The sequence below is a fragment of the Maribacter caenipelagi genome (assembly GCF_004364175.1).
Lineage (GTDB): Bacteria > Bacteroidota > Bacteroidia > Flavobacteriales > Flavobacteriaceae > Maribacter > Maribacter caenipelagi.
Genome location: NZ_SNZW01000015.1, coordinates 1 through 13589, shown reverse-complemented (window position 1 = coordinate 13589; position 13589 = coordinate 1). Strand labels below are relative to the sequence as shown.

Sequence of the window (13589 nt, the reverse complement as noted above, 5' to 3'; positions counted from 1 at the left end):
ATTTTTTAGTTTTATTTATCAGATAATAATTCACCAGTTTCTTTGATCTTAATGTCTGTGCCTAAACGTTGTAGGTAAGCAATCATAGATACAATTTCACGGTCTCTCATTTCTATGAATTCTTCTCCATTTTCAGCGGCATATTTTTTATCTGCCTCATAAGAGTTTGCAAAATCGGGATCACTATATAAATTCTTCTCGATCTTCTCTGCCTGAGCATCCATTAATTCGTATGCATTTGCAATGTCATCTTCGGTGTAAGGAACACCTAGGGTTACCATTGCTTCCATTTTCGTTTGAATATTACTGCGGTCATGCTCATCGCGAACAAGCCAAGAATATGAAGGCATTATAGAACCAGAAGATGTACTTTGAGGATCGTACATATGATTTAAGTGCCAGTTGTCAGAGTATTTACCACCAACTCTTAATAAATCTGGACCAGTACGCTTGCTACCCCAAAGGAATGGGTGATCGTAAACGAATTCACCTGCTTTGGCATATTCACCATAACGTTCAACCTCACTTCTAAACGGACGAACCATTTGTGAGTGACAGCTAACACATCCTTCACGTATGTATAGATCACGACCTTCTAATTCTAAAGGTGTATATGGTTTAACACTGGTAATAGTTGGGATGTTAGATTTCACCAATATAGTTGGTACAATTTGTATAATACCACCGATTAAGATAGCTACAGTAGCTAAAATTGTCAATTGAATAGGCTTACGCTCTAACCAAGTATGAAAAGTTTCACCTGCGGTTCTACGTTTAGAAACTGTAGTAAGTGCAGCTGCTTCTGCTAATTCATCTTCTATAGTACTACCAGATTTAATGGTGCGAACTACATTATAAATCATTACACATGCACCAACAATATAAAGGCTGCCACCAATGGCACGCATCCAATACATTGGCATAATCTCATTTACGGTTTCTAGGAAGTTACCGTAAACCAAAGTACCATCTGGATTAAAATCTTTCCACATTAAAGCTTGAGTGAAACCAGCAACGTACATTGGTAAAGTATAAAGTATAATACCTAAAGTGCCGATCCAGAAGTGGAAATTTGCTAACCCAATAGAGAATAATTTGTTCTTGGTCATTTTAGGTACCAAGTAGTAGATCATACCAAAGGTTAAGAATCCGTTCCAAGCTAATGCCCCAACGTGAACGTGCGCAATAATCCAATCACTAAAGTGGGCAATTGCGTTTACGTTTTTAAGAGAAAGCATTGGTCCTTCAAAAGTTGCCATACCATAACCGGTAATTGCAACTACCATAAATTTTAAAACAGGATCGGTACGTACTTTATCCCAAGCCCCACGAAGTGTTAGAAGTCCGTTGATCATACCGCCCCAAGATGGAGCTAAAAGCATAATTGAGAAGGCAACTCCTAAATTCTGTGCCCAATCTGGCAATGCAGAATATAATAAATGGTGAGGTCCTGCCCAGATATATATAAAAATCAACGACCAGAAGTGAACAATAGATAATCTATACGAGTATACCGGTCTGTTCGCTGCTTTGGGTACAAAATAGTACATAAGCCCTAAGAACGGAGTAGTCAAGAAAAATGCAACCGCATTATGACCGTACCACCATTGCACCAATGCATCTTGTACACCGGCGTATACCGAGTAACTTTTAAATGCACTTACAGGTAATTCTAAACTATTGAAAATATGAAGAACTGCTACCGTAACAAAAGTCGCCAGATAAAACCAGATGGCCACATATAGGTGACGTTGTCTTCTTTTAATCATGGTACCAATAAGGTTTACACCAAATGCAACCCATACAACAGCAATAGCTAAATCTATAGGCCATTCAAGTTCGGCATATTCTTTAGAGCTAGTATAGCCTAACGGTAAGGTAATTGCTGCTGCAACGATGATTAGCTGCCAACCCCAAAAGTTAAACTTACTAAGAAAATCGCTGTACATACGTGCCTTTAACAGGCGTTGTGTGGAGTAATATACTCCCGCATAGATAGCATTACCTACGAATGCAAAAATTACCGCGTTGGTGTGCAACGGGCGTAAGCGACCAAAACTTAACCATGATATGCCATCGGTTACGTTAGGGAACATGAACATGAAGGCTAACAATAAGCCTACAGACATACCCACGATACCCCAGAACATGGTTGCATAAAGGAAATTTTTCACGATTTTGTTATCGTAATAAAACTGCTGTACTTCCATAATTATACTTGTTTATTTAGTTGGATTTTCTCTTGTTTAAACTCTTTGGTGCTGGTTTTTTTAGGCTTGACCAATTCATCTTCAAAAAGCATTCGAACGGAAGGAGTGTAAGAATCATCGTATTGTCCTTGTTTGACAGATACAATAAAGGCGACAAAAAAGATAATTGCCACCACAAGGCTTATCGCCAATAAAATATAAATAACACTCATACCTACCTGAATTATGGTGTAAAAATAAGTGGGTTGCAAACCTTAGAAAATGACAATTGTCATACTTTAAAAATTTTCTTAAAAAAGGTAAAAATTTTGACATTTAATGAATTGATATGGCAATGGTGATGTATTTATTTTATTAGCTTTAGGGAGAGTTTTGAACAATATTTCTAATAGATTCTTTGTAAAAAAGAGTGCAAGAAGTATAGCTGAGCAACTTCATCATTTCCAGAACATTCAAGTCGATAAAAAGCGAATGTTCTGTTTAAAAATTATTTTTATTGTCGAGTTTTAAGATAGCTTTCTACCAATGAGGTTTGTCATTACAGTAGTGAAAATAACGATGCTTATAGAGCTTAAGGGCATTAGAATTGCTGCTATCACCGGTTCTAACTGACCAGAAATAGCAAAATAGAGTCCTACACAATTATAAAGTAATGATAATATAAAACTCATTTTAATAATACGCATGGCTTTTTTAGATGCTAAGATATAGCTGTAGAGTTGCTTAAATTTAGAGGCATCTAAGATGGCATCGCAAGCTGGGGAGAAGACATTGATGTTTTCGGAAATGGCAATACCTACGTTACTTTGAGCAAGTGCACCTGCATCGTTTAATCCGTCGCCTACCATCAATACTTTTTTACCTTGATCTTGCAACGATTTTATGAACTCCAGTTTCGTTTCGGGTTTTTGATTGAAGTACAGCGGAGTCAATTTTGGCAGTAATGCCTCTAATCGTTCTTTTTCCCCTTCATTATCACCAGAAAGTATCGCCAGATTAAGCGTCTCCGACATGTTTTGAAACACTGTTGAGAGTCCGTCACGATATTGATTTTGAAAAACGTATCTGCCTTTATAAGCGTTGTTGGAGCTTATATAAATAGAAGTATCCAATAGATTATCTTTCTTGGTCTTACCTACAAAATTGGCAGAACCAATTTTCATATTTATATCATCTTTAGAGCTTTCCAAGCCTTTTCCTATATGCTCTTCGTACTCGTCTAAGGTGATGATATTCTGCTCTTTAAGTAGATCATATAAAGATCTGCTTAAAGGGTGGTTAGAAGCTCTAATAGTATTTTTTAAGATAGACTCTTCTTCAGAAGTCAATGGCATACCTTCATAATGCGCCGTACTTTTTTGTGTTGTAGTGATAGTACCGGTTTTATCGAAAATGGCGGTATCAATTTTAGCCAAACGCTCAATAGTTTGTGTGTCTTTAATATAAAATTTCTTTTTGCCGAAAATGCGCAGCATATTCCCTAAGGTAAATGGTGAAGCTAAAGCTATGGCACAAGGACAGGCGATGATCAGAATAGCTGTAAATACGTTCATTGCTTTAGACGGGTCATAGTAAAGCCAAAAAGCGGTAGCAATAAATGCAATTGAAAGTACGGCAATAGTAAAACGTTTACCAATGCTATCGGTAAGGTTTTGAAAAGCAGTAACCTTATCTGTCTTAAATACAGCATTGCCCCATAATTGGGTCAAGTAACTTTGAGAGACCGATTTTAAGGCGATCATTTCAATAACACCATTCAGTTGTTTTCCGCCGGCAAATACTTGTTCTCCAATATCTTTTGCGACAGGTTCAGATTCACCTGATACAAAACTATAATCTATTTGTGCATTACCGTACACCAATGTACCGTCAACGGGAATCATCTCTTCGTTTCTAATCAAAATTCTATCTCCCTTTTCAATTTCTTGAACAGGCACGGTTTCCTCTTTTCCCTTTAGGCTCAATCTCGTAATTGCTATAGGAAAGTATGATTTGTAATCGCGCTCAAACGATAAAAAGCCATAGGTTTTTTGTTGAAAGAATTTGCCCAGTAGTAGAAAGAATACGAGACCGGTGAGGGAATCAAAAAATCCGCTACCTAAATTAAAGGCAATATCATAAGTACTTCTTAGAAATAGTACGAGTATACCAAGCGCAATGGGCACATCAATATTTAAAAGCTTAGCTCGCAGTCCTTTAAATGCAGATACGAAATAATCCCACCCTGCATAGAAGACAACAGGTAAAGAGAAGATGAACATCATCCATCTAAATAAGTCTTGGTATTTGTTCAGCCAATATTCACCACCAGAAGCGGCACTTGAATTTAAGTCAAAATATTCAGGAAAAGATAAAAACATCACATTGCCAAAAGCAAAGCCGCCAACCCCAAGTTTATAAATAAGGCTTCGGTCAGAAACTTTCTTTTTTCCCTCAAAATCTTCTAGTGAAATATAAGGTTCATATCCAATTTTTGCCAAAAGCAAGACTAAGTTTTTTAAGCTGAAATCCTCAATTTTAAAAGTAACCCTAATGGTTTTCTTAGGAAAATCAACTTGAGAATTCGTAACATTCTTATTCAGCTTGTTCAAATTCTCTAAAATCCAAATACATGAACTACAGTGAATAGTTGGTATGTATAGATTTATGATTTGTATGTTGCCATCATTGAATTCGGTTAGTTTAGATATGATTTCTTCATTATCTAGAAAATCATATTTCCCTTCAATAGCTTTAGGTGTAGAACCAGCTGCTGCTTGTAACTCATAGTAATGAGACAGATCGTTTGAAGAAAAAATTTCGTAAACGGTCTTGCAACCAGTACAACAGAATGACTTTTCGTCAAATGTTATAAGCTGCCTTTCACATGAATCTCCGCAATGAAAACATTTTTTTGTCTGCATATTTATAAACTAATATAGTATGCAAAGTTTAGAATGAAACACTTTTTAATATATGATATATATCAGTTATTACAATTATCGGCTTGTTTAGTTTTGCATCATATAAAATTTCAAAACCATGGAAAATAGATGTGAGAATTGTATAATACGACAGTTTAATTCACTCCGTGCGTTAAATAAAGACGAATTAAAAAAAGTATCCGACTCTAAAATCTCAAAAAAGATAAAAAGGGGAGAAGCTTTATTTATAGAGGGGCAGAAGCTTGATGGTGTGTTTTGTGTACGAGAAGGTGTTTCTAAATTATCTAAATTAAGTAGCAACGGTAAAGAGCAGATTGTAAAATTGACCAATAGAGGTGAGATTATGGGGCAACGCTCTGTCATTGCTGAAGATTTTACCAATTTAAGTGCTACGGCCATAAATGATATGGAAGTTTGTTTTATACCTAAAGAAATCATTACAAATACCTTAAATTCAAATCCTTACTTTTCTTTGGAGGTATTACGCCATATGGCGCATGATTTAAAAGAGGCAGATGATGTTATTGTAAACATGTCTCAAAAAACAGTGAAACAGCGTTTAGCTGAGGCATTTGTTTATTTAAAGAAAAACTATGGAGATGATGAGGAAGGGTTTTTATCATTAACACTTAGTAGAGATGATTATGCAAATATTGTAGGTGCCGCTACCGAGTCTCTAATTCGCATGATTTCTGAGTTTAAGAAAAAAGGACTTATTAAAACCGAAGGCAAAAAAATAGGTATAGTTGAAGAAGAAACGTTACAAGAACTAGCAGACGGATTTTAAATAATTTCTGGTTCTGACAAATGTCATTGTTTCAGTTCTGAAGCGATACTAAATTTATCATCAAATGATGAGTCTCATCTATGAAAAATATACTAATACCGACAGATTTTTCACCCGCTGCATGGAATGCTATACAGTATGCCTTGCTATTGTTTGCAGATTCTGAATGTATATTATACTTTTTAAATGCCTACATACCAGAAATACACAGTAATCGCTTAATGGCGGGTAATGTGCCAGATACCATCAGGGGCTGCTCAGCTCAGACGGCTTCAGAAAAAGGGTTGAGAAAAACGATAAATCGTATAAAAAAGGAGTATAAAAATCCGCTACATAGGTATACATCTATCTCTAGCTTTTCAATGTTAATTGATGAAGTTAAAGAGGTGGTAGAAGTTAAGCACATTGATTTTATTATCATGAGTGCCAGTGGAGGTGCAGATAATGAATCTATTTTCTTAGGTAGAAATACGGTAAGAATATTAAACCATGTCTATACATGTCCTGTAATGGTAATACCGCCATGGGCGGCTTTTGAAAATTTACATTCCATTTCGGTAATATCAGAATACAATCATTTATTAAAGGGCAATGAATTAAACCCTGTGGTAAACTTGGCACGGTACTTTAATAGCACGGTACAAATTGCATGCATACAAAATGCTACGCCTCAGCTGAAAGAATTACATCAGATAAATCATGAGATTATAGCAGAAAAGATGGGGTCTATTTATCATGATTTCTACAAATTAGATACTGAAGGTTCTTTAACATCCACTTTAAAAAGCTACATTGATCAAGCTAATTGCCAACTACTTGTTATGTCTAATAATACAAATAGTTATTTAAGAAACTTATGTCATGATTATATTGTAGGCAGGTCTACATTTTGTTGTCATGTGCCACTTTTATCTTTACAATTAAGTGAGGAAAACATCAGTATCAGCAGTTAAAACCTTTCTTGTTAGGGTATTTTAAAAAGGATTTATCACAAAATTTTGAATATTACTTTATACTTAGGGTAATGCTATCGATTAATTCTAAATATCTTTAGTGCCAAATAACCATAATACAACCAAAAAAAGTGAACGCGGTAAACGAGAAAAAAGTAGCAGCATTAGAAGCGGTAAAATATGTTAAGTCAGGAATGACAGTTGGACTAGGAACAGGTTCTACAGCATTTTTTATGATAGAAGCAATTGGTGAAATGGTACAAAACGGAATGGATATTAAAGCCGTGGCTACTTCTAATGAAACTGAGAAACTCGCAACCAAATTAGGTATTAATGTAATCACCTTGGCTGAAGCAAAAAGATTGGATGTTACTATTGATGGTGCCGATGAGGTAGATGAAGATTTTCAATTGATCAAAGGCGGGGGTGGGGCATTACTGCGTGAAAAAATCGTTGCCCATAATTCTGTTTTGAATATTATAATTGCAGATTCTTCTAAGAGTGTTGCTAAACTGGGTAAGTTTAAGTTGCCAATAGAAACAATTCCGTTTGCTACGCAATTGATCATTGAAGAATTGAGAGGTATGGGGCTGAGTCCGGTACAACGAAAGAAAGATGATGCGGATTATAAGACCGATGAGAATAACGATATTGTTGATATTGATATTTGGGATACGGATATAAAACTGACCGATTTGGAGCAACAATTAAAAACAATACCCGGCATTGTAGAGACCGGACTGTTTTTGACCACAACCAATTTGGTTATTATTGGTAATGGGGAGAAGGCTATAGTAAAGAAGCGATAGTAATTATCTGCAGTAAAACCATCAAAATTATGCAAAACGAAAAACATTATGGTACGCGAAGTAATTGGTTAAGAGCGGCAGTACTTGGCGCTAATGATGGTATTCTGTCTACAGCTAGTTTGGTCATTGGTGTCGCTGCAGCAAGCACAACTAGAGAGCCTGTAATTTTAGCAGGTGTTGCCGGTTTGGTAGCAGGTGCCTTGTCTATGGCGGCAGGTGAATATGTATCTGTAAGTTCGCAAGAAGATTTAGAAAAAGCAGATCTAGCTCGAGAAATGAAAGAGCTAGAAGAAATGCCAGAGGAAGAGCTGAAAGAACTAGCTCAAATTTATGAAGATCGAGGCTTAGATCCTAATTTGGCATTGCAGGTAGCTAAGCAATTAACCGCCCATGATGCCTTGGGTGCACATGCTAGGGATGAGTTGGGCATTAATGATATTACACAAGCCAACCCTTTATTAGCGGCATTATCGTCTGGCGGAGCTTTTGTTTTCGGCGGATTACTACCTGTACTGGTCGCTTATTTTGGGCCCTTGGAGCAAATGGAGTATGTACAATATGCTTTTGCCGTGGTGTTTTTGGCTGTTTTGGGAGCCGTTGCAGCCAAAGCAGGTGGTTCTAATATTTGGTTAGCCGTTTTAAGAATTAGCTTTTGGGGAACCGTAGCTATGGTGATCACTGCATTGATAGGTCATTTGTTCGGGGTAAATGTAGCGTAGTGCTATTGCTTACTATCTATGGGAGATGTAATCGATTCAAATTCTTTCATAGTAGCATCACCATGTAAAACGTCCGTTAAAAATTGATGTATCAAATCAGGAAATTTAAATCCGAGAGACGCCCATTCGTGTTCACCTTCGGCATTGTAAAAAACTTTATAATAGCCATCGATTTTAGAAAGGCGTTCGGCAATAGCTTTGGGTCCGTTAATTTGTAAATAGCCAACATCCTTAGAACTACAAAATCTATGCGGATTCGTATCATAGGGAACAACAGAATCTTTAGTTCCATGAAAAAATAATAACGGAGTTTTATTTGTAGCATCAATATAATTTTCATCTAACACAGCACCAGACAGACTTACTACTCCGGCAACGTGAGCATTAGGGTAGGGCAGTCTTTTAAAACGATAATCGTATCGCATAAATTGAAAGTTCAAAACAGTCTCGGCACCGGCACTACTACCGATCAAAAATATTTTTTTAGGATCAGCTTTAAAGGGCAATGAATCTTTCGTTAAGTAATTAATAGCCTTGGAAAGATCTGCAACCGCTTCAACGTAAGTATCGATTTTTATAGAAGTTGGGCAATCGCAGCCAAAAGATTTCCCCTTTCTAGAAAGCCTATTCCCTTTCTTGAAAGCCTATAATTTATAGAGGCCACATTAAACCCTTTGGTTGCCAGGTATGTGCTTAGTCCTTTTTCATCACCACCATTACGTTGTCCCGCTGTAAATCCACCACCATGCATTAACACGACTGTTGGTTTTAGTACCATGTCATTGGACGGAATACTATATAAATCGAGTTGTAGCGTATCGGCGTAATTATAGGTTTTCATTTGCACGGCATCCGATTTGGAGTTTGAACTTTGAGCTAACACGGGGCTTACAATAGAAATGAAACAAAGCAATATGATGAAGTACTTGAAAATATACAAAGTTGTTCTTGAGGTCATATGCGAAATTGTAGTCTTTAGAGGTACATTCGAAGTAAACAGAATAACACTAAAACGTTACATATCATAGGTTATAGTACTGCTGAAACAATGGTTTTACTAATCAACATATTAAAATCGATTTGTCGGTAAATTGAACAGCGCGTGCAAATGTAGGTTGTAAGTAACTAACTTCTAGTAATTAAAGCTGTATTGAGTCAAAAAATGTTTCATGGAAAGTTTTCGAAAACCCTTTCGCAACAATATAAATGCGAAACTAGTGGAGAATGAGGGCTTATGACTTGAATTCTATAGAATTATGTTGGTCGAAATATTTTAATTAGCGCCTTATATAAAGTATCTTTGTGGAGATTTTAGTAGATATTAAAATAAACACGAACCTGAAAAATAATCTAATAATATAATGAACAACGAACTAGATCAATTAGCAGCCGACAATATAAGGGCACTAGCTGTAGCGATGGTAGAAAAGGCAAACTCTGGACACCCAGGTGGGCCAATGGGAGGAGCAGACTACATGCACATTTTATATTCTGAATTTTTCAATTACGATCCTTCTGATATGAAGTGGCCGTTTCGTGATCGTTTTTTCATGGATGCTGGGCACTTATCTACTTTAATGTACGCTCAGTATTACCTATTGGGTAATTACTCTAAAGATGATGTTTCTAATTTTAGACAATGGGGATCGGTAACTCCGGGCCACCCAGAGGTAGATGTTGCTAGAGGAATTGAAAATACATCTGGACCATTAGGTCAAGGTCATACAATGGGTGTTGGTGCTGCAGTTGCGGCCAACTTTTTGAAGGCACGTTTTGGAGATTGGATGAACCATAAAATTTATGGTTTTATTTCTGATGGTGGTGTTCAAGAAGAAATTTCACAAGGTGCAGGTAGAATTGCAGGTCACTTAGGTTTGAGCAATTTTATCATGTTCTACGATTCTAACGATGTTCAATTATCATCTAAAACAGATGAGGTAACTTCAGAAGATACTGCTAAGAAATATGAAGCATGGGGATGGAAAGTCGTTACTATTGATGGTCATGATCATGATCAAATTAGAAAAGCATTAACAGATGCCAATGCAGAAACAGAAAAGCCAACTTTAATAATCGGTGAAACGATTATGGGTAAAGGTTGTGTAACTGCAGATGGTACTCCGTACGAAGGGTATACAGAACTACACGGTAAGCCAATTGGCGATACAGGTGCAGATTATGAAAAGACTTTATTGAACTTAGGTGCCGATGTAGCTAACCCTTTTGACATTTATTCAAAAGTAGAAGAGTACTACGAAGGTATTATCAATAAAAAGAAAGACGAAGCACAAGCTAAGAAAAGAGAGATTGATGCATGGCGTTCAGAAAATGCTGAGCTGTCTGCAAAATTAGACGGTTTCTTAGAAGGTAAACTGCCAAACCTAGACTTTAGTTCTATAGCACAGAAAGAAGGTCAGGCAACACGTGCAGCTTCATCTAACGTTTTAGCGTATTTGGCGCAGAATGTAGAGAATATGATCGTATCGTCTGCAGATTTATCTAACAGTGATAAAACAGACGGTTTTTTAAAGAAAACTAGCGTTTTAAAGAAAGGTGATTTTTCTGGGGCATTTTTACAGGCTGGGGTTGCAGAATTAACAATGGCGACTATGGCAAACGGTATTGCGCTACACGGCGGGGTAATGGCAGTAGTGGCAACATTCTTTGTATTCTCAGATTATATGAAGCCAGCTATTCGTTTAAGCTGTATTCAAGAATTACCCGTAAAGTTTGTTTGGACACATGATGCCTTTAGAGTAGGTGAGGACGGACCAACACACCAACCAATTGAGCAAGAAGCTCAAATACGTTTGTTAGAGAAATTAAAGAACCATAGCCACGAGCAAAGTTTCGTAGCATTGCGTCCGGCAGATTCTCAAGAAACAAATGTAGCTTGGAAAATGGCAATGGAAAACCAAAAAACACCTACGGGACTTATTTTATCTCGTCAAGGGATAAAAGATCTTCCTGCGAAGAGCGGTAACCGTTATGAAGAAGCATTAGGAGCAGAAAAAGGTGGTTACTTGGTACAAGAAGTAGCCGATCCAGATGTAATCTTGATCGCTAATGGTTCTGAAGTTGCCACATTGGTAGCGGCAACAAAATTATTAGAAGAAAAAGAAGGTTTAAAAGTGAACATCGCTTCTATACCATCAGAAGGTATATTTAGACAACAGTCAGAGGCTTACCAAGAAGCAGTGATTCCGCCAAACAAACCAGTTTTCGGACTTACGGCAGGTTTACCAGTAAACTTAGAAGGCTTAGCAGGACCAAACGGTAAAGTGTTCGGTTTAGAGCATTTCGGTTATTCGGCACCAGCAACGGTACTTGATGAAAAATTCGGATTCACCGGTGATCAAGTATACCAACAAGTAGTAGATTTTTTAAAGTAAACGATCTTTAGGGGGTGCCCAAAAGACATTCATAATAAATTTAAAATTAGAAAAAGATGAAATTTTTTATAGATACAGCGAATTTAGACGAAATCAAAGAAGCTCAAGATATGGGTATTTTAGATGGTGTTACAACTAACCCGTCTTTAATGGCAAAAGAAGGAATTACTGGTGCAGACAACATTTTGGCGCATTACAAGAAAATATGTGATGTAGTTGACGGTGATGTTAGTGCTGAGGTTATTTCTACAGATTACGAAGGTATGATCGCAGAAGGCGAGAAGTTGGTTAAAATAAGCCCACAGATTGTAATTAAAGTGCCTATGATCAAAGAAGGTGTAAAAGCAATTAAATATTTCTCAGATAAAGGGTATAGAACAAACTGTACGTTGGTATTTTCTTCTGGTCAAGCATTATTGGCTGCTAAAGCGGGTGCAACATATGTATCGCCTTTCATAGGTCGTTTAGATGATATCTCTACAGATGGTTTAGGCTTAATTGCTGATATTCGTTTAATCTATGATAACTACGGTTACCAAACAGAAATATTAGCAGCATCTGTACGTCACGTAATGCATATTATCGACTGTGCTAAAATTGGTGCTGATGTTATGACTGGTGGTTTAAGTTCAATTGTTGGACTATTGAAGCACCCATTAACGGATAGCGGTTTAGAGAAGTTTTTAGCTGATTACAAAAAAGGAAACTAAGTCGTAAGATTTAGCCTATTTAATATAGAAACCATCACTGAAAAGTGATGGTTTTTTTTGTGTTATATTAGTAGGGATATAAAAGATGTAAAGTAACTTGTTACCTTATACAATTGTTAGCATACATTTAAAAAAACCATATTGAATATCAAAAACATTTTCAAAAAAAAGAAGAACTTAACTGAGGACGAAAAAGCGGAAAGGTTCTGGAGTTGGTTTCAAAAAAGCCAAAATCGGTTTTTGTTTCTATCAGATATTGACGGAGAGGAAAAAGAAAATTTACTGGACGAATTTCTGACTGAAATACATAAGTTCAATGAAAATGTTTACTTCGAAATTGGAGGACATAAGGACGATGAAAAAGTGGAACTAATAATTTCCGCAGAAGGTGATATAGATTATTTTCCAGCAGTAGAGAAATTAACAGAACTAGCACCAAATTTCAAAAACTGGAAGGTTATTGCTTTTAAACCCGCAATGGGAACTGGATTTAGTTTGGACTATAGAGATAAAAAATTTGACCCAGAAAAAATAATTTTCATTCCATTAAACTCTAAATCGAATCCCGAATCAGTTGGACTAAATGTTTGCTATCCTGATTTCGAAGAATCTGACGAAGAAATTTTCGTTAACGGAACTTATCTAATTTTGGACACGATTCTTGGAGAAAAATCGACTACAATGGATATTGATTATCTTAAAGTTATAAAAACGCCTGAAAATATAGCGGACTATAATTTTGGACATCTTTCTGATATAGCTGAACATATTGCGGAGAAAAAAACGTATGCTAACAATGGCTAAACGTAATGCGGACTTAAGGGCAAAACCGAAAGGTCTGTGTATATTTATTGTGTCGCTAAATCTTATGGATTTAGCTTTGGACAAGAAAAAATAAAACTAAACAATAAGCTTTAGCTTAGTGTGCAGACGGAAACGAAAAGTTTCCTTGCCTCCGCACTACGCTTAGCCCAACCGTTGTAGCTAATTTGGTACGATATACAAACATCCTTTACAGAGTTATAGAAACATCGTTTACACTTTTTAAGTTGCATTTGAAACCAAAATTCAGATGCTATGCCTTG

Annotated in this window: 12 protein-coding genes; 7 read left to right on the top strand and 5 right to left on the bottom strand. The window is 36.5% G+C overall.

The genetic code is table 11. The annotated features are described in order from the left end of the window. Positions 1 to 11 precede the first annotated feature (11 nt). From ccoN to DFQ03_RS10590, 3 genes are all read right to left on the bottom strand, one after another. On the bottom strand, positions 12 to 2210 hold the full coding sequence (gene ccoN, locus DFQ03_RS10600; protein ID WP_133673162.1) for a cytochrome-c oxidase, cbb3-type subunit I: 2199 nt from the start codon (positions 2208 to 2210) through the stop codon (positions 12 to 14). A gap of 2 nt (positions 2211 to 2212) precedes the next feature. Then, entirely contained in the window at positions 2213 to 2422 is a 210-nt protein-coding gene (gene ccoS, locus DFQ03_RS10595) for a cbb3-type cytochrome oxidase assembly protein CcoS (protein WP_133673161.1), read from the bottom strand. A 294-nt stretch (positions 2423 to 2716) separates the two neighbouring features. Beyond that, positions 2717 to 5113 (bottom strand): heavy metal translocating P-type ATPase, encoded by a 2397-nt coding sequence (locus tag DFQ03_RS10590; RefSeq protein WP_133673160.1) that lies wholly within the window; start codon positions 5111 to 5113, stop codon positions 2717 to 2719. A gap of 118 nt (positions 5114 to 5231) precedes the next feature. Here DFQ03_RS10590 and DFQ03_RS10585 point away from each other — a divergent pair, with 118 nt between their 5' ends. From DFQ03_RS10585 to DFQ03_RS10570, 4 genes are all read left to right on the top strand, one after another. Further along, on the top strand, positions 5232 to 5921 hold the full coding sequence (locus DFQ03_RS10585; RefSeq protein ID WP_133673159.1) for a Crp/Fnr family transcriptional regulator: 690 nt from the start codon (positions 5232 to 5234) through the stop codon (positions 5919 to 5921). Between the two features lie 80 nt (positions 5922 to 6001). Continuing rightward, positions 6002 to 6874 (top strand): universal stress protein, encoded by an 873-nt coding sequence (locus DFQ03_RS10580; RefSeq protein ID WP_133673158.1) that lies wholly within the window; start codon positions 6002 to 6004, stop codon positions 6872 to 6874. A gap of 131 nt (positions 6875 to 7005) precedes the next feature. Further along, positions 7006 to 7683, top strand: coding sequence for a ribose-5-phosphate isomerase RpiA (gene rpiA, locus DFQ03_RS10575; RefSeq protein WP_133673157.1), 678 nt, complete (start codon positions 7006 to 7008; stop codon positions 7681 to 7683). 29 nt (positions 7684 to 7712) lie between these two features. Beyond that, a complete protein-coding gene (locus DFQ03_RS10570) occupies positions 7713 to 8402 on the top strand; it encodes a VIT1/CCC1 transporter family protein (RefSeq protein ID WP_133673156.1) in 690 nt (229 codons plus the stop codon). A gap of 2 nt (positions 8403 to 8404) precedes the next feature. On the opposite strand, the gene DFQ03_RS10565 is transcribed toward DFQ03_RS10570, so the two are convergent. Both DFQ03_RS10565 and DFQ03_RS10560 read right to left on the bottom strand, forming a co-directional pair. Then, complete coding sequence (locus DFQ03_RS10565; RefSeq protein WP_208295909.1) at positions 8405 to 8875, bottom strand: alpha/beta hydrolase family protein; 471 nt, start codon at positions 8873 to 8875, stop codon at positions 8405 to 8407. A 101-nt stretch (positions 8876 to 8976) separates the two neighbouring features. After that, positions 8977 to 9243: a carboxylesterase family protein gene (locus DFQ03_RS10560; RefSeq protein ID WP_166637460.1), complete on the bottom strand. Its 267-nt coding sequence runs from the start codon at positions 9241 to 9243 to the stop codon at positions 8977 to 8979. Between the two features lie 520 nt (positions 9244 to 9763). On the opposite strand from DFQ03_RS10560, the gene DFQ03_RS10555 reads away from it, so the two are divergent. The 3 genes from DFQ03_RS10555 (at position 9764) to DFQ03_RS10545 (ending at position 13308) form a co-directional block, all read left to right on the top strand. Beyond that, positions 9764 to 11794, top strand: a complete 2031-nt coding sequence (locus tag DFQ03_RS10555) for a transketolase family protein (RefSeq protein ID WP_133673153.1) — start codon at positions 9764 to 9766, stop codon at positions 11792 to 11794. 56 nt (positions 11795 to 11850) lie between these two features. Continuing rightward, positions 11851 to 12504, top strand: coding sequence for a fructose-6-phosphate aldolase (gene fsa, locus DFQ03_RS10550; protein ID WP_133673152.1), 654 nt, complete (start codon positions 11851 to 11853; stop codon positions 12502 to 12504). A 141-nt stretch (positions 12505 to 12645) separates the two neighbouring features. Continuing rightward, positions 12646 to 13308, top strand: coding sequence for a hypothetical protein (locus tag DFQ03_RS10545; RefSeq protein WP_133673151.1), 663 nt, complete (start codon positions 12646 to 12648; stop codon positions 13306 to 13308). Positions 13309 to 13589 lie beyond the last annotated feature (281 nt).

What these genes read in the sequence shown, in the direction of transcription:
- fsa (WP_133673152.1), top strand. Translation starts at nt 11,851, where the DNA reads ATGAAATTTTTTATAGATACAGCGAATTTAGACGAAATCAAAGAAGCT.
- DFQ03_RS10585 (WP_133673159.1), top strand. Translation starts at nt 5,232, where the DNA reads ATGGAAAATAGATGTGAGAATTGTATAATACGACAGTTTAATTCACTC.
- DFQ03_RS10560 (WP_166637460.1), bottom strand. Translation starts at nt 9,243, where the DNA reads ATGAAAACCTATAATTACGCCGATACGCTACAACTCGATTTATATAGT.
- DFQ03_RS10580 (WP_133673158.1), top strand. Translation starts at nt 6,002, where the DNA reads ATGAAAAATATACTAATACCGACAGATTTTTCACCCGCTGCATGGAAT.
- ccoN (WP_133673162.1), bottom strand. Translation starts at nt 2,210, where the DNA reads ATGGAAGTACAGCAGTTTTATTACGATAACAAAATCGTGAAAAATTTC.
- DFQ03_RS10590 (WP_133673160.1), bottom strand. Translation starts at nt 5,113, where the DNA reads ATGCAGACAAAAAAATGTTTTCATTGCGGAGATTCATGTGAAAGGCAG.
- DFQ03_RS10555 (WP_133673153.1), top strand. Translation starts at nt 9,764, where the DNA reads ATGAACAACGAACTAGATCAATTAGCAGCCGACAATATAAGGGCACTA.
- DFQ03_RS10570 (WP_133673156.1), top strand. Translation starts at nt 7,713, where the DNA reads ATGCAAAACGAAAAACATTATGGTACGCGAAGTAATTGGTTAAGAGCG.
- ccoS (WP_133673161.1), bottom strand. Translation starts at nt 2,422, where the DNA reads ATGAGTGTTATTTATATTTTATTGGCGATAAGCCTTGTGGTGGCAATT.